Annotated in this window: 19 protein-coding genes and 1 tRNA gene; 10 read left to right on the top strand and 10 right to left on the bottom strand. The window is 50.8% G+C overall.

Features of this window, described 5'->3' with window-relative positions; genetic code table 11:
* The first annotated feature begins 69 nt into the window (after positions 1-69).
* The 3 genes from ACF8OF_RS14640 to ACF8OF_RS14630 are packed head-to-tail and all read left to right on the top strand — an operon-like array spanning position 70 to position 3,660.
* The gene (locus ACF8OF_RS14640) at positions 70-621 is read left to right on the top strand and encodes an NAD(P)H nitroreductase (protein WP_262882783.1); all 552 of its coding nucleotides are present in this window, start codon (positions 70-72) and stop codon (positions 619-621) included.
* Positions 622-649: 28 nt separating this feature from the next.
* Complete coding sequence (selD, locus tag ACF8OF_RS14635) at positions 650-1,693, top strand: selenide, water dikinase SelD (RefSeq protein ID WP_392497039.1); 1,044 nt, start codon at positions 650-652, stop codon at positions 1,691-1,693.
* Between the two features lie 2 nt (positions 1,694-1,695).
* Positions 1,696-3,660 (top strand): DNA topoisomerase III, encoded by a 1,965-nt coding sequence (locus tag ACF8OF_RS14630; protein ID WP_392497038.1) that lies wholly within the window; start codon positions 1,696-1,698, stop codon positions 3,658-3,660.
* A 28-nt stretch (positions 3,661-3,688) separates the two neighbouring features.
* Here ACF8OF_RS14630 and xthA read toward each other — a convergent pair whose 3' ends face one another.
* Positions 3,689-4,498 carry an exodeoxyribonuclease III gene (gene xthA / locus ACF8OF_RS14625; protein WP_392497037.1) on the bottom strand — a complete coding sequence of 270 codons (810 nt, stop codon included), beginning with the start codon at positions 4,496-4,498 and terminating at the stop codon, positions 3,689-3,691.
* Between the two features lie 414 nt (positions 4,499-4,912).
* On the opposite strand from xthA, the gene ACF8OF_RS14620 reads away from it, so the two are divergent.
* Complete coding sequence (locus ACF8OF_RS14620) at positions 4,913-5,776, top strand: LysR family transcriptional regulator (protein WP_262859432.1); 864 nt, start codon at positions 4,913-4,915, stop codon at positions 5,774-5,776.
* Between the two features lie 16 nt (positions 5,777-5,792).
* Here ACF8OF_RS14620 and ACF8OF_RS14615 read toward each other — a convergent pair.
* The 3 genes from ACF8OF_RS14615 to ACF8OF_RS14605 form a co-directional block, all read right to left on the bottom strand.
* Positions 5,793-5,877: transfer RNA gene (locus ACF8OF_RS14615), tRNA-Tyr, on the bottom strand.
* 158 nt (positions 5,878-6,035) lie between these two features.
* A complete protein-coding gene (gene purU / locus ACF8OF_RS14610) occupies positions 6,036-6,884 on the bottom strand; it encodes a formyltetrahydrofolate deformylase (protein ID WP_262859431.1) in 849 nt (282 codons plus the stop codon).
* A 65-nt stretch (positions 6,885-6,949) separates the two neighbouring features.
* Positions 6,950-7,426 carry a YchJ family metal-binding protein gene (locus ACF8OF_RS14605; RefSeq protein WP_279798056.1) on the bottom strand — a complete coding sequence of 159 codons (477 nt, stop codon included), beginning with the start codon at positions 7,424-7,426 and terminating at the stop codon, positions 6,950-6,952.
* Positions 7,427-7,591: 165 nt separating this feature from the next.
* On the opposite strand from ACF8OF_RS14605, the gene rssB reads away from it, so the two are divergent.
* The 4 genes from rssB (at position 7,592) to ACF8OF_RS14585 (ending at position 12,077) form a co-directional block, all read left to right on the top strand.
* On the top strand, positions 7,592-8,620 hold the full coding sequence (gene rssB, locus ACF8OF_RS14600) for a two-component system response regulator RssB (protein ID WP_392497036.1): 1,029 nt from the start codon (positions 7,592-7,594) through the stop codon (positions 8,618-8,620).
* Between the two features lie 163 nt (positions 8,621-8,783).
* The gene (gene galU / locus ACF8OF_RS14595; RefSeq protein WP_262859428.1) at positions 8,784-9,689 is read left to right on the top strand and encodes a UTP--glucose-1-phosphate uridylyltransferase GalU; all 906 of its coding nucleotides are present in this window, start codon (positions 8,784-8,786) and stop codon (positions 9,687-9,689) included.
* Positions 9,690-9,711: 22 nt separating this feature from the next.
* A complete protein-coding gene (locus tag ACF8OF_RS14590; protein WP_025153083.1) occupies positions 9,712-11,055 on the top strand; it encodes a UDP-glucose/GDP-mannose dehydrogenase family protein in 1,344 nt (447 codons plus the stop codon).
* A gap of 8 nt (positions 11,056-11,063) precedes the next feature.
* A complete protein-coding gene (locus ACF8OF_RS14585; RefSeq protein ID WP_262882778.1) occupies positions 11,064-12,077 on the top strand; it encodes an NAD-dependent epimerase in 1,014 nt (337 codons plus the stop codon).
* 117 nt (positions 12,078-12,194) lie between these two features.
* Here the strand turns inward: ACF8OF_RS14585 and hns are convergent, their stop codons facing one another.
* Entirely contained in the window at positions 12,195-12,605 is a 411-nt protein-coding gene (hns, locus tag ACF8OF_RS14580; RefSeq protein ID WP_025153085.1) for a histone-like nucleoid-structuring protein H-NS, read from the bottom strand.
* 499 nt (positions 12,606-13,104) lie between these two features.
* Between hns and ACF8OF_RS14575 the strand changes: the two genes are divergently transcribed.
* On the top strand, positions 13,105-13,707 hold the full coding sequence (locus ACF8OF_RS14575) for a thymidine kinase (RefSeq protein WP_262859478.1): 603 nt from the start codon (positions 13,105-13,107) through the stop codon (positions 13,705-13,707).
* A 279-nt stretch (positions 13,708-13,986) separates the two neighbouring features.
* On the opposite strand, the gene adhE is transcribed toward ACF8OF_RS14575, so the two are convergent.
* On the bottom strand, positions 13,987-16,647 hold the full coding sequence (adhE, locus tag ACF8OF_RS14570; RefSeq protein ID WP_279798057.1) for a bifunctional acetaldehyde-CoA/alcohol dehydrogenase: 2,661 nt from the start codon (positions 16,645-16,647) through the stop codon (positions 13,987-13,989).
* A 555-nt stretch (positions 16,648-17,202) separates the two neighbouring features.
* Here adhE and ACF8OF_RS14565 point away from each other — a divergent pair.
* Positions 17,203-17,850, top strand: a complete 648-nt coding sequence (locus ACF8OF_RS14565; protein WP_025153088.1) for a YchE family NAAT transporter — start codon at positions 17,203-17,205, stop codon at positions 17,848-17,850.
* Between the two features lie 43 nt (positions 17,851-17,893).
* Here ACF8OF_RS14565 and ACF8OF_RS14560 read toward each other — a convergent pair whose 3' ends face one another.
* The 4 genes from ACF8OF_RS14560 to ACF8OF_RS14545 are packed head-to-tail and all read right to left on the bottom strand — an operon-like array spanning position 17,894 to position 21,323.
* Entirely contained in the window at positions 17,894-18,628 is a 735-nt protein-coding gene (locus ACF8OF_RS14560) for an ABC transporter ATP-binding protein (RefSeq protein ID WP_392497035.1), read from the bottom strand.
* Positions 18,615-19,463, bottom strand: a complete 849-nt coding sequence (locus tag ACF8OF_RS14555) for an ABC transporter ATP-binding protein (protein ID WP_262859424.1) — start codon at positions 19,461-19,463, stop codon at positions 18,615-18,617. The genes ACF8OF_RS14560 and ACF8OF_RS14555 overlap by 14 nt, the downstream gene beginning before the upstream one ends.
* A complete protein-coding gene (locus ACF8OF_RS14550) occupies positions 19,456-20,280 on the bottom strand; it encodes an ABC transporter permease (protein WP_214180542.1) in 825 nt (274 codons plus the stop codon). Before ACF8OF_RS14550 ends, ACF8OF_RS14555 begins: the two co-directional genes overlap by 8 nt.
* Entirely contained in the window at positions 20,277-21,323 is a 1,047-nt protein-coding gene (locus tag ACF8OF_RS14545) for an ABC transporter permease (RefSeq protein ID WP_392497034.1), read from the bottom strand. Before ACF8OF_RS14545 ends, ACF8OF_RS14550 begins: the two co-directional genes overlap by 4 nt.
* Positions 21,324-21,394 lie beyond the last annotated feature (71 nt).

Here is a 21,394-nt window from a genome sequence, read left to right as displayed (position 1 = left end):
AAGCAATCTATCCTTAAAAACAGTAAAAAAAGTGGTAGCTTATCAGCAACTGCAAAAAGGGGAAAACCGATGGATGCACTGACATTATTACTCAACCGGCGTTCTGCGTCTCGTCTGACCACACCTGCACCGGAAGGCGAAGCATTAAAAAATATTCTTAATGCTGGGATGCGTGCGCCGGATCATGGCGCGTTACAGCCCTGGCATTTTATCGTGATGCGTGATGACGGCATCACTAAATTCAGTCAGTTGCTCGAAAAAGCGGCAAAAACAGCCGATCTCGGGCCGGAAGCGGAAGAGAAAGCCCGCAATGCGCCATTACGCGCACCGCTGATTATCACGGTTATCGCGAAAGTGAAGCCGGAACACAAAGTTCCTGAATGGGAACAGATCGCGGCGGCAGGCTGTTCGGTCCATGCGATGCAGATGGCTGCTGTGGCTCAGGGCTTCGGCGGGATCTGGCGCACCGGTTCGTGGACAAAAGATCCGGTGGTACGGGAAGGCCTGGGATGTGAGGAGCATGATAAAATTGTCGGTTTTCTGTATCTCGGCACTCCGGCACTGAAAGCGCCCGCCCACGTGGCGGCACCGGATCTGACACCGTTTGTCACGTATTTCTGAGCAGACTGACGTTAACAAGGAGACTATCATGTCAGAAGCGGTGCGTTTAACGCAATACAGTCACGGCGCGGGTTGCGGCTGTAAAATTTCCCCGAAAGTGCTCGACACCATCCTGCACAGTGAACAGGCAAAATTCATCGATCCTAATCTGCTGGTCGGCAATGAATCCCGTGATGATGCGGCGGTGTATGATATCGGCAACGGTACCGGCATCATCAGCACCACCGATTTCTTTATGCCGATTGTGGATGACCCGTACGATTTTGGCCGTATCGCGGCCACCAATGCCATCAGTGATATTTATGCCATGGGCGGCAGGCCGATTATGGCGATTGCGATCCTCGGCTGGCCGGTAGACAAACTGGCACCGGAAATTGCACAGCAGGTGATTGAGGGCGGGCGTGCGGTCTGCCGTGATGCCGGTATTTCACTGGCGGGCGGTCACTCCATTGATGCCCCTGAGCCGATTTTCGGTCTGGCGGTCACCGGTATCGTCCCGACAGATAAAATCAAACAAAACAACCGCGCGACCGCAGGCTGTGAGCTGCTGCTGACCAAACCGCTGGGTATCGGTATTCTGACGACTGCCGAAAAACAGAGCAAACTGCGTCCGGAACATAAAAATCTGGCACGTGACACTATGTGTCAGCTTAACAAACCGGGGGCGGACTTCTCTGAAATCGACGGCGTAAAAGCCATGACAGACGTGACCGGCTTCGGTCTGCTCGGTCACCTGAGCGAAATTTGTCAGGGTTCCGGGTTACAGGCCATTATTCGCACTGATTCTGTTCCGGTACTGCCGGGAGTGTATGACTATATTTCTCAGGGTTGCTGCCCGGGCGGCACACAGCGTAATTTTGACAGCTACGGTCACCTTATCGGCGATATGACTGATGTGCAGCGTAAACTGCTGTGTGACCCGCAGACCTCCGGCGGCCTGCTGCTGGCGGTTGATCCGGCGGCGCGTGAGGACGTGGAGGCGGTTGCCCGTAAATACGGCCTGACATTAAGCCCGGTCGGTGAACTGACTGAACCGGACTCATCCCGTAAACTGATTGAAGTCACTGCATAAGCATGCGTTTGTTTATTGCTGAAAAGCCGAGCCTCGCCCGTGCGATTGCTGATGTATTACCCAAACCGCACCAGCGGGGGGACGGCTTTATCCGCTGCGGTCAGAATGACTGCGTGACCTGGTGTGTCGGTCACCTGCTGGAACAGGCGGAGCCGGATGCGTATGATCCGCGTTATGCCCGCTGGAACCTGGCTGATCTGCCGATTATACCGCAGAAATGGATCCTCAGACCCCGCGATGCGGTAGCGAAACAGTTGCGTACTATCAGTTCGCTGCTCAGTTCCGCCACCGAAGTTATCCACGCCGGAGACCCCGATCGCGAAGGGCAGCTGCTGGTGGATGAGGTTCTGGATTTCCTGGAACTCGCGCCGGAAAAGCGTCAGCAGGTGCAGCGCTGTCTGGTCAATGACCTTAACCCGCAGGCGGTGACCCGTGCGGTGGATAAAATGCGCCTCAACCGCGACTTTATCCCGCTGTGTGTCTCGGCACTGGCACGGGCACGGGCAGACTGGCTCTACGGCATCAATATGACGCGCGCTTACACTATTCTCGGCCGTAATGCCGGGTATAACGGTGTACTTTCAGTCGGCCGGGTGCAGACCCCGGTGCTCGGACTGGTGGTACGCCGTGATGAGGAAATTGAGAATTTTGTACCGCGTGATTTCTTTGAAGTGCGGGCACATATTGTTACCCCGGCAGACGAGCGTTTTACGGCGATGTGGGTACCGAGTGAGGCATGCCAGGATTATCAGGATGATGAAGGACGCCTGACGCACCGGCCGCTGGCGGAGCATGTGGTCAGCCGCATCACCGGCAAACCGGCGTTTGTCACCGATTTTCAGGACAAAACGGAAAATGAAATCGCGCCGCTGCCGTTTTCACTGTCCGCGTTACAGATTGAGGCCGCCAAACGCTACGGGCTGAGCGCCCAGGCGGTGCTGGATATCTGTCAGCGTCTGTATGAAACCCACAAACTGATTACCTATCCCCGTTCGGACAGCCGTCATCTGCCGGAAGAGCATTTTGCCGGGCGTCACAGTGTGCTTAACGCGATTTCTGTGCATACCCCGCATCTGCTGCCGCAGGATAATCTCGATGATTCACTGCGTAACCGCTGCTGGGACGATAAAAAGGTGGATGCGCACCACGCCATCATTCCGACCGCAAAATCGGTCTCCGTGTCGCTCAGTGAGCATGAAGCCAATATCTACGAGCTGGTTGCGCGTCAGTATCTGATGCAGTTTATGCCGGATGCGCAGTACCGCAAATGCGTGATCGAGCTGGATATCGCCAACGGTAAATTTGTGGCAAAGGCGCGTTTCCTCTCTCAGGCGGGCTGGCGGACCATGCTGGGTGCCAAAGAGCGTGACGAGGAAAACGAAGGCACACCGCTGCCGGTGCTGACCAAAGGGGATGAACTCCTGTGTGAGCGCGGTGAAGTGGTGGAGCGTCAGACGCAGCCGCCGAGACCGTTTACCGATGCTACGCTGCTGTCAGCCATGACCGGAATTGCCCGGTTTGTGAAAGATAAGGCGCTGAAAAAAGTACTGCGTGAAACTGACGGATTAGGCACTGAAGCGACCCGCGCCGGGATTATCGAACTGCTGTTCCGTCGCGAGTTTTTGTACAAAAAAGGGCGCAATATTCATTCATCTCCGGCAGGTCGCGCACTGATCCATGTTCTGCCCGAAATGGCGACATTACCGGATATGACGGCGCACTGGGAATCGACACTGACCCAAATCAGTGAAAAACAGTATCGTTATCAGGATTTCATGGTGCCGTTGTCTGAAACATTGACCGGGCTGATAAACCAGGCCAGACAGAACCGGAATGTTCGTGCCTTCCGTGATTTACCGCCACCGCCGCAGGCAAAAAAGGCCGGTGTGAAAGGCAGAGGTAAAACTGCCGCGAAGGGCAAAGGGAAGACCGGCGGAAAAAAAGCACTTCAACAGGAAGAAGAATAAAATGTCCCGCATTGCGGGACGTTTTTTATCAGCGGGTTAAATCGAATTCAGCCCAGATTGGCGCGTGGTCAGACGGTTTTTCCATACCCCGGATCTCATAATCAATGCCGGTGGCGGTACAGCGCGGTGCCAGCGCATTGCTTGCCAGAATCAGGTCAATGCGCAGTCCCCGGTTGTCATCAAAGCCGCGTGAACGGTAATCGAACCACGAGAAACGGTCGTCTGCATCCGGATACATAGCGCGGTAAGTGTCTGTCAGTCCCCAGCTGAGCAGGCGATCCATCCACTCGCGTTCTTCCGGCAGGAAAGAGCACTTGCCGGTCTTCAGCCAGCGTTTGCGGTTGGCATCACCAATTCCGATATCAATATCCTGCGGGCTGATATTCATATCACCCATAATAACAATCGGATCCTGATTGGAGCGCCCGGCCAGGTAATCCTGCAAATCCTGATAGAATTTGGTTTTTGCCGGGAATTTCAGCGGATGGTCACGGCTCTCTCCCTGGGGGAAATACCCGTTAATCACAGTCAGTACCCCGGCAGGGGTATCAATATCCGCCATAATCAGACGGCGCTGGGCATCTTCATGGTCCCCGGCGAAGCCTTTGCGCACGGCAAGCGGCTCTGCCTTGGTCAGCAGGGCGACACCGTAATGGGATTTCTGGCCGTGATAAAAAATGTGGTAGCCGAGGTGTTTCAGGTCATCGAGCGGGAACATCTCGTCATGGACTTTGGTTTCCTGGAGGCCGATAACATCTGGCTGATGCTGTGCGATAATCGCTTCCAGCTGGTGGGGCCGGGCTCTTAACCCGTTAATGTTAAAAGAGACAAACTTCATAGTATTCCGACCGGTTGATGAGTTAACAACAAAAGGGTAACAGATTGCAGATAGAAAGTAACCCGTCAGCAGAATAATAAAAACCGGCACACCGGGCAGTGATTAATATGACTTAATTTTAATTGACAAAATAATCAGCATTAATAATGATTATTCTTCCTTAAGTAAAGCGGAATGAAACAGGTGTGATAAAAATCGGAAGAAAGATTCTTGTATTTATGTATTAATCTTTAAAATGAAATTTAATAAAACAGAATAATAAAAATATAACATTGTATTATTATTGTTGTATTAATTTTAACGAAAGCCGTATTTTAACTCTTTGTTTAAGAAAAAAACACCAGAAATAAAGTCGTTACATATCAATAAGTAATTATTTAACTGATTATTTACTACAGCACAGGAATCGACATTATGTTTTTTTCAAGGAAGTTAGAAGCCTTTATGGCCGTTGTTGAGTACGGCTCGCTCAGCAAGGCCGCGAAAGTGATGAACAGGACAACGCCACCGGTTGCGAAATCTATCAAGGATTTTGAAATCTCTCTGGGTAAACGCTTATTTAAACGTGAGAAATTCGGGATGAGCCTGACCCGTGAAGGGATGGAGTTGTACAATGACCTGAAAGATCTCTATATGCAGGAAAAAGAGATTACCAAAAAACATATCAGCGGAACGATATGTAATAAGGTGAATATATTTTATGACTGGGGCAAGAGTAAATATATTGGTGCGCTGTACCGGGCGGCATTCAAAGCCGGTATACAAATTAATATATTTCGTTTTCATTATGATTGTATTGATGAAATAAATGATTTTGAGGGAAATACCCTGATACTGTCCTCTGAGCAGGTTATCAGTGAGCGCTTTACGCTGCTGCGCCACTTACCGCAGGGGCAAATCGGGATTTGTTGCCGCCGCTCACTGTTTCAGGCCTGCGACAATAATTTACAGGCATTATTATCCTGCTGTGTCTGGTTATGTGAGCCGTTGTTATATGAAAGCCCGTTACTGAAAACATTATTGCAGCAGCATGATGAGCAGAGCAAACATGAACATGTGCATCTGATCGACAATGTGAACAGTTATCTGCATCTGCTGGTTGACGGGGATTATCTCTGTTTTATTGATGAGCATCCGAAAACCCTGCCGTACAGTGATGAGCTGATTTTTCTGCCGTTATCGCAGAGTGAGGCGGAAAATCATTGTTATCTGTACAAGTCAAAATCACACGCGAGTGTGCTGAACAAAATAATGGATTGTATTGAAAATATGAAGTAACAGGAGAGAAGAGAGATGGTGGTGGGAGAAGGATTCGAACCTTCGAAGTCTGTGACGGCAGATTTACAGTCTGCTCCCTTTGGCCGCTTGGGTATCCCACCAAAAATCAAATTGTCCGTCCGTTCAGCTCTTGCCTTGGGACGGGCTGCATAATAGCAAATATGCGGGCGCTGTAAAGTAAAAAAAGAGAAAAAATGTGTGTTCGCCGTTTTTTTGCCCGAAGTGCCCGTTATCCGTGCAACTTCAGGCAATCAGGCCGTTATAAAATGACAGTGCGGTTACCGTAAACGAATACCCGTTGTGTCAGAACGCGCCCGAGGGCATGGCTGAGCACATTTTTCTCCACGTCACGACCGGCCATGACCATATCATCAGCGCTGTAGGTGTGATCAACATTTATCACGCTCTGGTGAATGATCGGGCCTTCATCGAGATTATCATTCACATAGTGCGCGGTGGCACCGATAATCTTCACGCCGCGCTCATATGCCTGATGATAAGGGCGTGCACCGATAAAGGCCGGCAGGAAGGAGTGATGAATGTTGATAATCTGGTTCGGATAGTGCTGCACAAATGCCGGGGTCAGCACACGCATGTATTTTGCCAGCACCACATAATCCGGCTGATACTGATCAATCTGCTGAATGATCTGCATATCATGCTGCTCACGGGTCAGTCCTTCGTGGCTGATATGATGGAACGGAATACCAAACTGCGTGACCAGATGAGAGAGTACATCGTGATTGCCGATAACCGCTGCGATATCGACATCCAGACCACCATAGGCGCTTTTCATCAGGATATCGCCGAGGCAGTGCGCTTCTTTAGTCACCATAATGACAATACGGCGGCGTCCGGCAGTGGTTAATTCACGTGTGGAGCCTTTCGGCAGGGCATCATCCAGGTCAGCCAGCAGGGTTTCATCGTTAAAAATTCCTTCCAGCTCGGTACGCATAAAAAAGCGGCCGGTACGGTGATCAACGAATTCATTGTTCTGGACAATATTCAGCTGATGCTTGTAACAAATGTTGGTGATTTTAGCGATAAGGCCTTTTGCGTCAGGGCAAATGGTTCGCAGAATTTTTTTCTGACTCGTCTGGTGTTGCATGGAAGGTGCGGATCCTTAATAACTGATGTCGGTGATGTTTGTTTACAGAAGGTGCCTGTCCGGTATCAGGCACAGCATTTTTTATATTTTTTTCCGGAGCCGCAGGGGCAGGGATCATTACGTCCGGTCTGTGGTTTAACGCCATCGAGGTACATCCAGGCACCGTCAGTCAGGCGAAAACGGGAGCGTTCGTGAATGAATTGTTTATCTTCGGACTTTTTATCAATAAAGCAAGCACAAAATTCAACGAAAGCTTCGTCCGGCGCGGTACCGGGCTGAAAATCGATCACATTCAGCCCCAGCCATTCTGTTTCACCGAACCCGGCAACCAGTTCTGCCCGCAGAGCGTCCGCCCGTTCCGGCGGATACCAGGTACGGATGAGATGATCAGCATTATGGGTGACAAACGCGCTGTAACGCGAACGCATCAGTGCCCGCGCATCCGGTGCGGACTGCACACCGGCAAGATAAGGCTGACAACACTGTGCGAAGGTATTGCCGCTGCCGCACGGGCAGGGATCTGTTTCAGTAAAATGAGACATAATTATCAAATAATGTGTTGAGGGTAAATAATCGTAAGGAACAGAGAGCAGATGCTACCGGAAATAGCGATCACGCGCTATCCTTAATCTCAGCAGCAGTGCGCGGGCAACGTGACCACCGGCGTTCCGCACGTTGTGTTGTGAGGCCGGCGGAAAGGAGATGCGATGAAGCAGGCACTGGACGGAAAACGATTGTTAGTCATCGATGACGACCCGGCATTCAATATGGCGCTGTCATCCTATTTACGCCTTCTCGGAGCCACGGTGTTATCTGCCGGTGACGGCGCCCGTGCATGGGAATGTATAGAACAGGGCTTTCAGCCGGAACTGATTTTCTGCGATCTCAATATGCCGGTGATGACCGGCGCGGAATTTATTGCCCGGTCACAGTCGGATTTACCGGCCATCCCGGTGATTGTTATCTCCGCGACACAAAAAATGTCCGATATTGACGAAGTCCTGCGTCTCGGGGCGAAAGATGTTCTGTTAAAACCCCTGAGCAGGCTGGAAGAGGTGAAAAAATTATGTCTGTCTCACCTGTATCCGTCTTTTTTTTCACCGGGTGTGCTGGAAAATAATGACCTCTCCGGGATCTGGGCACAATTGCAGCATAATGTGGATGATGTGTTACGTTTATTAAAACAGCTGAATCCGCCGCCGAGCCAGGTACTGGCCAATTATCAGATTCGTTATGCGCAATTATCCGATACCTGCCGTGCCGGACTGGTATTTGATGTGGCAGAATTTTCCGATAATGAAGTGGCGTTTTATTGTCTCGATATCAGTCAGAATACCGGGAATGGCCCGCTGATGGCGATGTTAATCCGCGTCATCTTTAACGATTTGCTTAAACGCTATATTCATAATCACCACCGGAAATTACCGAGCATGACCGCTATCTTAAATAAGCTGAACCTTTTATTGCAGGACGCGGGTATTCCGGGACAGTTGCCGCTGCTGCTGGGGTATTATCACACCCGGCGCAAGTCGGTGTTATTGTCCAGTGCCGGTATCAGTGCGGAATTACGCTCTGATAATCATGTGATCCGTATTAACCGCGGGATCCCGCTGGGGACACTCTCATCGGTTTATTCCAGTCAGATAAGCGAATTCAGCCGTCATCTGCAATGCCGGATCTGGAACAGCAGCAGTCAGATTAAATTAAGTCTGACCCCCGGACCGCATCAGGGATAATGACCGGACTTTACCAATCCGTTCAGATATTAAACATCCCTTAATACTAAAGCGCATTTACGCGGCACAGAGTATTTATCCCTGAAAATTAGCTGGTATACTCAGTCTCATTATTTTTTATAAATCGCGTATTTATTCTGTTTATGCGCATTGAGGATGATGTATGTCAGTGCAGAAAAATAAAGTACACAAGGCGGTGATCCCGGTTGCAGGATTAGGAACACGCATGTTACCGGCCACAAAAGCGATTCCGAAAGAAATGCTGCCGCTGGTGGACAAACCGCTTATTCAGTATGTGGTAAATGAATGTATCGCGGCGGGGATCACCGAAATTATTTTAGTGACCCACTCATCAAAAAACTCCATTGAAAACCATTTCGATACCAGTTTTGAACTGGAAGCCATCCTGGAAAAACGCGTAAAACGTCAGTTGCTGGATGAAGTTCAGTCAATCTGCCCGCGTCACGTCACCATTATGCAGACCCGCCAGGGCATCGCCAAAGGGCTCGGCCACGCGGTGTTATGTGCAAAACCGATGATTGGTGATGAGCCGTTCGCGGTGGTATTGCCGGATGTGATTATTGATGAATACAGCACTGACCTGGCGAAGTTTAACCTGAAAGAAATGATCGCGCGTTATGAAGAACACGGCGCAAGCCAGGTGATGGTCGATCCGGTTCCGCAGGAAATGGTGGCAAATTACGGCGTGGTGGATTGCCACGGTGAAAGCCTGGCCGCCGGTGAAAGTAAACCGATGTTTGCCGTGGTGGAAAAACCGGAACCGGCCAAAGCACCGTCGAACATGGCTATTGTCGGCCGTTATGTGCTTTCTCAGGATATCTGGCCGCTGCTGGGGAAAACGGCCCCCGGAGCCGGTGATGAGATCCAGCTGACTGACGCTATTGCCATGCTGATTGAAAAAAATCCGGTGGAGGCGTACCGTCTGGTAGGCCGCAGCCATGACTGCGGCGACAAAATGGGCTATATGAAAGCCTTTGTCGAATACAGCATGCGCCATAAGCACCTGGGCCGTGAATTCTCAGACTGGCTGAAAACATTACAAAATTAATTATTGTTGCAATAGGTGAACTATGAAAGTAACTGTATTTGGAATCGGATATGTCGGCCTGGTGCAGGCGACTGTGCTGGCGGAAGTCGGCCATGATGTCATGTGTGTCGATGTGGATGCAAAAAAAGTCGAAAATCTGAAAAACGGGATTATCCCGATTTTTGAACCGGGCCTGACCCCGCTGGTGAAGAAAAACTATGACGAAGGTCGTTTAAGCTTCACCACGGATGCGGCACTGGGTGTGGCACACGGCACACTGCAATTTATCGCGGTTGGTACACCACCGGATGAAGACGGCTCTGCGGATCTGCAATATGTGACCGCCGTTGCCCGCACGATTGCGCAGCATATGCAGGACTACAAAGTGGTTATCGATAAATCCACGGTTCCGGTCGGTACCGCGGACAAAGTTAACGCCACCATTAAAGCAACACTGGCTGAACGTGGTGCGGATATTGCCTATGATGTGGTGTCCAACCCTGAATTCCTGAAGGAAGGGGCGGCGGTTGCTGACTGCATGCGTCCTGAGCGTATTGTTATCGGCTGTGATAATGATCGTGTTATCGATATTATCCGCGAACTGTATGAGCCGTTTAACCGCAATCACGACCGCATGATCGTGATGGATATCCGCAGCGCGGAGCTGACCAAATATGCGGCCAACTGTATGCTGGCGACAAAAATCAGCTTTATGAACGAAATTTCCAATCTGGCGGAAATGCTGGGCGCGGATATTGAGAATGTACGCCAGGGTATCGGTTCTGATTCCCGCATCGGTTATCACTTTATTTATCCGGGTTGCGGTTACGGCGGCTCCTGTTTCCCGAAAGATGTGCAGGCGCTGATCCGCACGGCGGAACATATCGGCTTTACCCCGCGTATTCTGCGTGCGGTCGAAGAAGTGAATGAGCAGCAGAAATATAAACTGCCATCCTTTATCAAACGTCATTTTGGTGAAAATCTGGAAGGCAAAACCTTCGCGGTATGGGGGCTTTCCTTTAAACCGAATACCGATGATATGCGTGAAGCGTCCAGCCGTATCCTGTTACAGGAATTATGGGCCGCCGGTGCCAAAATTCAGGCGTATGACCCGGAAGCGATGCAGGAAGCGCAGCGTATTTTCGGACAGCGTGATGACCTGGCACTGATGGGTACCAAAGAAGCGGCATTGCACAATGCGGATGCGCTGGTTATCTGTACGGAGTGGCAGAGTTTCCGTGCGCCGGATTTCGATGCTATCAAAGCCGGACTGAAAACCCCGGTTATTTTTGACGGACGCAACCTATATGACCCGGAACGTTTAGAAAATCGCGGCTTTATCTATTATGGTATAGGCCGTGGTGCTTCCATTAATCCGGTAATCTGAGTCTGAATATGAAAATACTTGTAACCGGCGCGGCCGGTTTTATTGGTTATCATGTCTCGCAGCGCCTGCTTGAGCAGGGGCACGAGGTTGTCGGTGCCGACAACCTCAATGACTATTATGATGTTAATCTGAAAAAAGCCCGTCTTGATCTGTTATTACCGCATCCGCAATTTCAGTTCTTTAAAATGGATTTGTCGGAAAAAGCGGCGGTCAGTGAGTTGTTTGCCGCTCAGAAATTTGAGCGGGTGATCCACCTGGCGGCGCAGCCGGGTGTGCGGTACTCCATTCAGAACCCGATGGCGTATATTGACGCGAATATTCTCGGGCATATGAATATTCTGGAAGGGTGCCGCCATCATAACGTCGGGCATCTGATTTACTCCTCCTCCAGTTCAGTATACGGTCTGAACCGCAAACAGCCGTTTTCTGCCGAGGATGATGTGGATCATCCGGTTTCGTTGTATGCGGCAACGAAAAAAGCCAATGAACTCATGTCTCACAGCTATTCACATCTCTATCAGTTACCGACGACCGGTCTGCGGTTCTTTACCGTTTACGGTCCGTGGGGACGTCCGGATATGGCCTTATTTAAGTTTGTGAAAGCCATGCTGGACGGAAAACCGATTGATGTTTATAACCACGGCAATATGGTGCGTGATTTCACCTATGTTGGTGATATTGCGGAAGCCGTGGTCCGTCTGGTGAATGTGATTCCGGCAGCAGACAGTGACTGGACTGTGGAAGAGGGACTGAAATCTGCCAGTTCTGCGCCGTACAAAATCTATAATGTCGGTAACGGTCAGCCGACCCGGCTGGGTGATTTTATTCAGGCAATTGAAACGGCACTGGATATTAAAGCCAATAAACATTATATGGATATGCAGGATGGTGATGTGTTATCCACCTGTGCGGACTCTTCCGAACTGTATAACACGATTGGTTTCTCACCGGATACACCGGTTAATTACGGTGTGCAACAGTTTGTTGACTGGTATATGTCGTTTTATCACGGTAAAGAATAAATAACAGCGGCGGTTATAAGTATAAAAAAGGAGGCAAACGCCTCCTTTTCTCTGTCCTGCTGTCCGGAAGACATAAAAAAGCCCTTCAGAGAAGGGCCTTTTATCAGATGTTATCGCTTACTTGATTAAGAAATCGTTCAGTGATTTACCTTCGTTATCGATAGCCTGTTTGATAACAGCCGGTGTACGGCCCTGGCCGGTCCAGGTTTTATTTTCACCGTTTTCATCGATATATTCGTATTTGGCAGGGCGCTGGGCACGCTTGGATTTGCTTGCCACTTTGCCGGTTGCCATAGACTGAATTAATTCTTCCGGATTGATACCCTGCTTCAGAATTAACTGACGGACTTCTTCTAATTTGCGGGTACGCTCTTCCTTTTCTGCCTGAGCCTGAGATTCCTCTGAACGGCGTTCTTCAACAACCGCAGTGAGCTTCTCAAGCATTTCTTCTAAGATTTCTAAGCTGCATTCTCTCGCCTGAGCGCGAAGAGTACGGATATTATTAAATGGCTTCAAAGATTCACTCATAATCCTGGTCTCAAATTAAATGTTGGCTGATGTATAGATAATAATAGATTGCTATTTAAAAATCTGCAATAGCAAATTTCGGAGTAAGGTTAAAACACATTTTTTTTAAAAGCAATTATTTCTGAGGAATAATAAGGGTCTTTTTGGTTTTTCGTTTAAAACTGATAAGGGGACGGGGTGAAAATGTGTTGATGTTCAGCATCTTCATAAAAAATGTTCATAAATGAGGTGGGGAATACAAATTATATTCAACCTTATCTTATGTAAAGAAACGTTATTCTTCGGTGCCGGCATAATGAAAAACAGGATAAAGCGAAGAATAGCCGATAACAACAGTGAATATCCGGTATGTAACCATGACCGGTGTGAATTTACGCGGACGATGAAATCAGGATATTGTGTATGCGATCACGGCATGTGTTAAATACAGATTGCGCTGTTTTTAACACTAATGTGTTAGTATTGTCCCGGATCTTGAATGTGTAAGGGGAGAGAGCCGGTGGCTCAGCTTTATTTTTATTACTCCGCAATGAATGCGGGAAAATCGACAGCGTTACTGCAGTCATCCTATAACTACAATGAACGCGGCATGCGCACGCTGATATTTACCGCAGAGATAGACAACCGCTATGAGCAGAGCAAAGTCACCTCACGTATCGGCCTGAGCGCGGATGCACGGGTATTTGGCCCTGAGACGGACATGAGTACTGTTATTATCCGTGAACATCAGCAGGCGCCCGTACACTGCGTATTAATCGATGAATGCCAGTTCCTGACCAAAGCGCAGGTGGAACAGCTCTGCTATATTGTCGATGATATTGATATCCCGGTTCTGTGTTACGGGTTACGCACAGACTTTAAAGGGGAGTTATTCAGCGGAAGCCATTATTTATTAGCCTGGGCGGATAAATTAGTTGAATTAAAAACTATTTGCTATTGCGGGCGGAAAGCCAGCCGCGTTTTACGTTACGACGGGCAGGGCCGGGTGATGTCAGACGGTGCGCAAATTGACATCGGCGGTAATGAAAAATATGTATCTGTCTGCCGCAAACATTACAATGAAGCGATTCGCGAAGCGAAAGCAGCAGAATATCGGTCATAAAGCAGGGAAACGTCTCTGTTATACAAAAAGTGCCGGACGTCATTGTCCGGCCTTTTTATATCCGGCTGGTTTTTCCGGCGATATCAAAAACACCGTAAACCGTTTCTGCAGGAAAAGTGACGCGTATTAAGTGAAATATTAAAAACCGTCTGTCCCGGAAAACAGGCACAAAGGTGAACAATTGTTCATACAAAGACAATTATTTAATAATTATTATGAGACGGATATAAAAAAGCCCTCCGGAGAGGGCTTTGCGGTTATTATTTACCGGATTGATGACTATTTCTTAGCATTTCGTTTGGCAACCGGTTTTGGTGCCGCAACCGGAACAGATTCATCATAGGTACGACCGTAATAGGTATCCAGCATAATTTGTTTCAATTCTGCAATCAGCGGATAACGCGGGTTTGCACCGGTACACTGGTCATCAAAGGCATCTTCGGACAGTTTATCCAGTTTTGCCAGGAATTCGGCTTCCGGCACACCGGCTTCACGGATGGATTTCGGAATACCGAGGGATGCTTTGATTTCATCCAGCCAGACCAGCAGTTTTTCAATCTTCTGCGCGGTACGGTCACCGGCAGCACTCAGCTGCAGATGGTCAGCAATCTCCGCGTAACGGCGGCGCGCCTGCGGACGGTCATACTGGCTGAACGCAGTCTGTTTGGTCGGGTTATCGGTCGCGTTATAACGGATGACGTTACAGATAAGCAGGGCGTTAGCCAGGCCGTGCGGAATATGGAACTCAGAACCCAGTTTGTGCGCCATGGAGTGACATACCCCGAGGAAGGCGTTGGCAAACGCGATACCGGCAATCGTCGCGGCATTGTGTACACGTTCACGGGCCACCGGGTTCTTTGCACCTTCGTGATAGCTGGCCGGTAAAAATTCTTTCAGCAGTTTCAGCGCCTGCAATGCCTGACCGTCAGAGAATTCGTTCGCCAGTACCGATACATAAGCTTCCAGTGCGTGAGTGACCGCGTCCAGCCCGCCGAATGCGGTCAGGGATTTCGGCATGTTCATCACCAGGTTGGCATCGACAATCGCCATATCCGGGGTCAGGGCATAGTCCGCCAGCGGGTATTTCTGCCCGGTGGTATCATCTGTCACGACCGCGAACGGTGTCACTTCAGAGCCGGTACCGGATGTGGTGGTGATAGCAACCATTTTCGCTTTCACGCCCATTTTCGGGAACTTATAGATGCGTTTACGGATATCCATAAAGCGCAGTGCCAGTTCCTCAAAATGGGTTTCCGGATGCTCATACATCACCCACATAATTTTGGCTGCATCCATCGGGGAGCCGCCGCCGAGGGCAATAATCACGTCCGGTTTGAAGCTGTTCATCTGTTCCGCACCTTTGCGGACCACAGACAGTGTCGGGTCAGCTTCCACTTCAAAGAAAATTTCCACTTCCATACCGTAGGATTTCAGCACACGGGTGACTTCATCCACATAGCCGTTATTGAACAGATAGCCGTCAGTCACGATAAAGGCGCGTTTTGCACCGTCACCGGCGATCTCTTCCAGCGCAACCGGCAGAGAACCACGGCGGAAATAGATAGATTTCGGAAGTTTATGCCACAACATATTTTCAGCTCGTTTTGCCACGGTTTTTGTGTTGATCAGGTGTTTTGGCCCGACGTTTTCGGAAATGGAGTTACCCCCCCAGGAGCCGCAACCCAGTGTCAGTGACGGAGACAGTTTGAAGTTATACAGGTCGCCGATCCCGCCTTGTGATGCCGGGGTGTTAATCAGGATACGTGCGGTTTTCATCTTCTCACCGAAGAATTTCACACGCGCCGGCTGGTTGTCCTGATCGGTATATAAGCAGGAGGTGTGGCCGATCCCGCCCATTTCCACCAGTTTTTCCGCTTTGATCACCGCATCTTCAAAATCTTTGCCGCGGTACATGGCTAACAGCGGGGAGAGTTTTTCGTGTGCAAACGGCTCGGATTCATCCACCACGGAGACCGCACCGATAAGAATTTTGGTCCAGGCAGGGACTTCAATACCGGCCATTTCAGCAATTTTCACCGCAGACTGACCGACAATTTTCGCATTCAGTCCGCCGTTGAGCAGAATGATGTCCTGAACGGCTTTCAGTTCTTTGCCTTTCAGAATATAACCGCCGTGGGTTTCAAAACGTTCTTTGACCTGCTCATAGACATCATCAACAACAATAACGGATTGCTCAGAGGCACAAATCACGCCGTTATCGAAGGTTTTTGACATCAGAATAGAGGCTACCGCGCGTTTGATATCAGCCGTTTCGTCAATCACCACAGGGGTATTACCCGCACCGACACCGATAGCCGGTTTACCGGAACTGTAGGCGGCTTTTACCATACCCGGCCCGCCGGTGGCGAGGATCAGGTTAGTATCCGGGTGGTGCATTAAGGCATTGGATAATTCAACAGACGGTTCGTCAATCCAGCCGATAATATCTTTCGGGGCACCGGCGGCAACAGCCGCGTTGAGGACAATCTCAGCGGCTCTGTTAGTGGCTTTTTTGGCACGCGGATGCGGGGAGAAAATGATCCCGTTACGGGTTTTCAGGCTGATCAGTGCTTTAAAGATAGCAGTGGAGGTCGGGTTGGTGGTCGGGACGATACCGCAGATAATACCGATAGGCTCTGCGATAGTGATGGTGCCGAAAGTCGGGTCTTCCGATAAGATGCCGCAGGTTTTTTCATCGCGGTAGGCATTATAGATATATTCAGAAGCAAAATGGTTTTTGATCACTTTATCTTCAATAATACCCATGCCGGACTCTTCGACCGCCAGTTTTGCCAGCGGGATACGGGCATCGGCAGCAGCGAGTGCCGCGGCCCGGAAGATAGCATCCACCTGTTCCTGGGAGAAACCGGCAAACTCGCGCTGAGCTTTCTTCACGCGGGCAACTAATTCATTGAGTTCGGTAACGTTCGTTACGGCCATACAGATCACTCCTGATAAATTGTTAAACTTTTTAAGCAAATCAGCGGATTGATACGATTTGATTATAGCGGTGATATCTTCCGGTAACTAAATCGATTTTGCCGGTAACATAATGCAGATATGCCCGCTGATTTGCTTAAAAAGCCCGTCAGGTCTTTCTGTGTGCATTGTAGTTGAATCGATTCAACTATAGTGAAAACAGCTTAACATTCGGGGGAAATATTAAAGTGATCTAAATCACAAATACATCAAGCTGACACCATTCAGCATGGGTGAAGACGGGAACATCACACCGTAACGGGAATGATATCGGGCTTCAATTTCACAGAAGAACTGATGATTGTCTGAAATTCAGACAGAAATAAGGCGATATAACTGTATCGAATCAGCAGGAAGCGGAAAATATTCTGCGCAAAGCAATTCCTTTTCCTGCACATTCAACGGTATGATGTCTGTGTTAATAATCACATTTATAATTATTACAACCCTTTGGCGATAGTCTGCTGTTATTATCAGCGGGCTGTCACTGTATTATCATCAGGTTGAGGATCGTTTGTGGGCAACACATTGCTGGATTTTTCCGGTTATTTAAAATTTTTTGTCGGCTTATTTGCCTTAGTCAACCCGGTCGGTATTCTGCCGGTCTTTATGAGCATGACAAATTATCAGACTGCCGCAGTGCGCAATAAAACCAACATGATTGCGAACTTTTCGGTGGCCGTGATTTTGTGTACATCACTTTTGGTCGGCGATAAGATCCTAATTATGTTCGGTATTTCCATCGAATCTTTCCGGATAGCAGGGGGAACACTGATTGTCCTCATTGCCATGTCCATGATCAGCGGTAAGCTGGGGGAAGATAAGCAGAACAAACAGGAGCAGTCGGAAACGGCGATCCGCGACAATATCGGCGTAGTGCCGCTGGCGCTGCCGCTGATGGCGGGGCCGGGGGCGATCAGTTCCTGTGTGGTCTGGAGTGCCCGCTGGCAGGGCTGGCAGAATTTTCTCGGGCTGGCGCTGACCAGCATCGTGTTTGCGTTCTGTTGCTGGCTGCTGTTCCGCTCAGCGGGACTGTGGGTGAAATATCTCGGACAAACCGGTATCAACGTTGTGACCCGTATTATGGGTCTGATGCTGATGTCTTTAGGGATCGAACTGATTATTACCGGCATGAAAATGAGTTTTCCGGGATTATTGTCATAATCACGCAGTTCATTATTATCAGACGGGGCCATCGGCCCCGTTTTTACCCCTCTCTGTTCTCCATCCGGTGATCGCCGCGCAGCAGGGCGGCGCGATCAAATTCCCGTTCAATCTTCCCGTTCGCCATAAATGCCGCCCGGTCTGACATATGGGCCACCACATCCGCATCATGACTGACCAGCAGATAGGTCATGCCGTGGGCGGTTTTCAGGTGATTAAGCAGATTGAGAATTTCCGCCTGAACGGACATATCCAGTGCGGATGTTGGTTCATCGAGTAGCAGGATCTGCGGGTGCAGCATCAGGGCGCGGGCAATGGCAATGCGCTGGCGCTGCCCGCCGGAGAGCTGATGCGGATAACGCTGTGCCACATCCGGCGGCAGCCCGACAGATACAATGGCCTCTGCCACCCGGCTGTCGATATCATGTTCACGGTGAATGCGTAGTGGTTCGGAAAGTGCCCGGTGAATGGTATGAAACGGATGCAGAGACGCATAAGGATCCTGGAAGACCATCTGCACATTGCGGCGCAAAGCTCCCTGATAACGCTGGCCGGGGTGGATATGTTGTGACAGCAGTTGCACGCTGCCCAGCCATTCCCGCTGCAATCCGGCGATCACCCGCAAAATGGTGGATTTTCCGCAGCCGGACTCACCGATAAGGCTGAACGTCTCTCCGGCATTGAGATGAAAACCGGCCTGACAAACCACCTGCCGCTGTCCGAAGCTGACGGAAAGATTATTAACCTCAATAATCGGTGCTGAATTATTTTCCGGCATGATGTGTCTCCTGAGTCAGTAACACCTGTAAAGCAGCGCGATCCAGTACCGGTAAATCGGTGCCGTAGGTTTGTGCATCCGGGCGGCAGGTCCATAATGTGCGGGTATAAGGATGCGTTGCCTGCGGCAGTTGTGCGGCGGGCAGCTCATCCACCTGCTGACCCTGATACATCACCATCACGCGCTGACAATGGGCCGCCACCAGCGGTAAATCGTGACTTATCAACAGCAGCCCCATCCGGCGCTCCTCACACTGGCTGACAATCAGTTCCAGAATCTGGTGGCGCAGCCGGGCATCCAGGGCGGAGGTCGGTTCGTCGGCAATTAAGACTGACGGGTTGTTGATCAGGGCAATCGCAATCATGGCGCGTTGTCCCATACCGCCGGAAAGCTGCCCCGGATAGCGGGAGAGCGCCTGTTCTGATAACCCTGTGGCACGGGCCATGTCAAAAACACGGTCGCGGCGGTCAGATTTATTCAGTGTCTGGTGGCGCAGCAGGGATTCCTCTATCTGCTGATACAGATTTCTGACCGGATTCAGCGCATAGCGCGGATCCTGCATGATCATGGCAATGTCATTGCCGCGCAGTGCCGCCCACTGTTTTTCCCGCAGAGACAACAGGGAAGTCTGACCGAATGTCAGCGTATCTGCGCTGACCATCCCCGGTTTGCGCACCAGCCCCATCAGCGCCCTGGCGGTCATGGATTTGCCGGAACCGGATTCCCCGACCAGCGCCAGCCGCTCCTGTCCAAGGGTAAAGGAGACATTTTTCACCACCTGTGCGCGGGGGTAATCCACACACAAGTTACGGACACAAATAAGCGGCTCAGTCATGTTGCGGCTCCATAATATCCCGTAAACCATCACCCAGCAGATTGAATGCCATACCGGCAATCAAAATCGCCGCACCGGGTACGGCGGCTATCCACCACTGGTCAAAAATAACCTGCATACCATCAGCAATCATCGCACCCCATTCCGCCATAGGCGGTTGTGCGCCCAGCCCGAGGAAACCCAGCCCGGCAGCCGCCAGGATAATGGTGGCGAGATCCAGCGCCAGCCGGACAATCGCTGACGGCAGACAGAGCGGCAGAATGTGCCCCCACAGCAGACGCAGACCACGGATCCCCAGCATTTCCGCGCTGGCTAGATAATCACTGTTGCGCAGATGGCGGATTTCACTGCGTGCCTGGCGGGCATAGGCAGGCCAGGAGGTCAGGGCGAGTGCCAGTGCGCCGTTAATCAGCCCCGGCCCGAGAATGGCGACAAAGGCAAAGGCGAGGATCAGGCGCGGCATCGACATCACGATATCGGTGAAACGCATCAGAATCGTTTCCACCCAGCGACCGTAAAAACCGGCCAGAATACCGATCAGTAACCCGGCGGGCAGGGTGATTGCCGCGACCAGCCCGACCAGACCAAACATCGGGCGGGTGCCGTAGATCAGGCGGGAGAGTACATCACGCCCGTAACTGTCGGTTCCGAGCCAGTGTTGTGCATCCGGTGCCAGCAGGCGCTGTGCCGGGTTTTGCAGTACCGGGTCATAGGGGGCGAGCCACGGCGCAAACAGTGCCACCAGCAGCAGAAACAAAATAATCAGGGTACCCGTCAGCGCGGACGGGGATCGGCGGATTTTCGGCAGTAATGTCATGATTTCACCCGCGGATCGGTTAAACGCACAATCATATCGGTCACGTTATTAATAAAGATAAAGCAGATACCGATCACCAGGGTCCCGCCCATCACGGCGGTGGTATCCCCGGCAAACAAGGCGGCGGTCAGGTAACGGCCGATACCGGGCCAGGAAAAGACCGTTTCGGTCAGTACCGCACCTTCCAGCATCCCTGTATAAGCAAGGGCAATGACGGTGATCAGTGTTCCCCGGATATTCGGCAGCACATGGCGGAACAGCACCTGCATGTCGGTATTGCCTTTGGCGCGGGCCAGTGTGACATACTCTTTATTCATTTCACTCAGGCAGGCGGCGCGCGTCAGCCGGGTGATCCCCGCCAGACAAAAATAGGCCAGCAGCGATACCGGCAGGATCAGGTGTGCCACCGCATTGGTAAATGCGCCGGGGTCATCTGCCAGCCAGGTGTCGATCAGCACAAAACCGGTTTTCGCCTCGACGGTATACTGGTAGATATCATCCAGCCGCCCCGGGCCGGGGCTCCACTGCAGCGTGGCGTAGAACAGCAGAAGCATCAGCAGTCCCAGCCAGAAAACCGGTACCGAGTTACCGAGGAGTGTCAGGGTGCGGATGGTAAAATCAAACGGCGTACCGGCATAACGGGCACATAACACGCCACAGAGGATGCCGAGCGACGCGCCGATCAGCAGTGAAAGTGTTGCCAGTTCGATGGTGGCGGGCAGGGTGGTCAGCACGCCGTCGAGCACCGGCTGTCCCATCGAGGAGGCCATGCCGAGATCGCCGTGCAGCAGGCGTTCCGCGTAATGCCAGAACTGAATATAGACAGGTTGATCCAGTCCCAGCTCCAGCCTGACCTGTTCATAGGTTTCATGGCTGGCGTGATCGCCGACAATTTGTAATACCCGGTCAACCGGAGAGAATGCCGACAATGCAAAGGTGATCACCAGTAACCCGAGCAGTGTCAGTGCCAGAGTGAAAACGCCCTGAAGCGTGACACGCAGGGTATGGCGAAACAGGGTTCCGGCAGGGGAAATATCGGACATACAGCAGTTCCTGAATAAAAACAAAACACACAAACCCCGTCAGCGGTACTGACGGGGTGATAACCGGAAAA

Origin of the sequence: Morganella sp. TYF_1 (genome assembly GCF_043105645.1) — a bacterium.
Lineage (GTDB): Bacteria > Pseudomonadota > Gammaproteobacteria > Enterobacterales > Enterobacteriaceae > Morganella > Morganella morganii_B.
This window is presented reverse-complemented; position numbering and strand designations above follow the sequence as displayed.

Bases quoted from the DNA above. Each gene is read 5' to 3' on its own strand.
- purU (WP_262859431.1), bottom strand. From the start codon at position 6,884: ATGCAACACCAGACGAGTCAGAAAAAAATTCTGCGAACCATTTGCCCT.
- hns (WP_025153085.1), bottom strand. From the start codon at position 12,605: ATGAGTGAATCTTTGAAGCCATTTAATAATATCCGTACTCTTCGCGCT.
- adhE (WP_279798057.1), bottom strand. From the start codon at position 16,647: ATGGCCGTAACGAACGTTACCGAACTCAATGAATTAGTTGCCCGCGTG.
- ACF8OF_RS14550 (WP_214180542.1), bottom strand. From the start codon at position 20,280: ATGACATTACTGCCGAAAATCCGCCGATCCCCGTCCGCGCTGACGGGT.
- ACF8OF_RS14585 (WP_262882778.1), top strand. From the start codon at position 11,064: ATGAAAATACTTGTAACCGGCGCGGCCGGTTTTATTGGTTATCATGTC.
- rssB (WP_392497036.1), top strand. From the start codon at position 7,592: ATGAAGCAGGCACTGGACGGAAAACGATTGTTAGTCATCGATGACGAC.
- ACF8OF_RS14605 (WP_279798056.1), bottom strand. From the start codon at position 7,426: ATGTCTCATTTTACTGAAACAGATCCCTGCCCGTGCGGCAGCGGCAAT.
- ACF8OF_RS14560 (WP_392497035.1), bottom strand. From the start codon at position 18,628: ATGCCGGAAAATAATTCAGCACCGATTATTGAGGTTAATAATCTTTCC.
- ACF8OF_RS14640 (WP_262882783.1), top strand. From the start codon at position 70: ATGGATGCACTGACATTATTACTCAACCGGCGTTCTGCGTCTCGTCTG.
- ACF8OF_RS14555 (WP_262859424.1), bottom strand. From the start codon at position 19,463: ATGACTGAGCCGCTTATTTGTGTCCGTAACTTGTGTGTGGATTACCCC.
- ACF8OF_RS14620 (WP_262859432.1), top strand. From the start codon at position 4,913: ATGTTTTTTTCAAGGAAGTTAGAAGCCTTTATGGCCGTTGTTGAGTAC.
- galU (WP_262859428.1), top strand. From the start codon at position 8,784: ATGTCAGTGCAGAAAAATAAAGTACACAAGGCGGTGATCCCGGTTGCA.
- ACF8OF_RS14630 (WP_392497038.1), top strand. From the start codon at position 1,696: ATGCGTTTGTTTATTGCTGAAAAGCCGAGCCTCGCCCGTGCGATTGCT.
- ACF8OF_RS14590 (WP_025153083.1), top strand. From the start codon at position 9,712: ATGAAAGTAACTGTATTTGGAATCGGATATGTCGGCCTGGTGCAGGCG.
- ACF8OF_RS14545 (WP_392497034.1), bottom strand. From the start codon at position 21,323: ATGTCCGATATTTCCCCTGCCGGAACCCTGTTTCGCCATACCCTGCGT.
- selD (WP_392497039.1), top strand. From the start codon at position 650: ATGTCAGAAGCGGTGCGTTTAACGCAATACAGTCACGGCGCGGGTTGC.
- xthA (WP_392497037.1), bottom strand. From the start codon at position 4,498: ATGAAGTTTGTCTCTTTTAACATTAACGGGTTAAGAGCCCGGCCCCAC.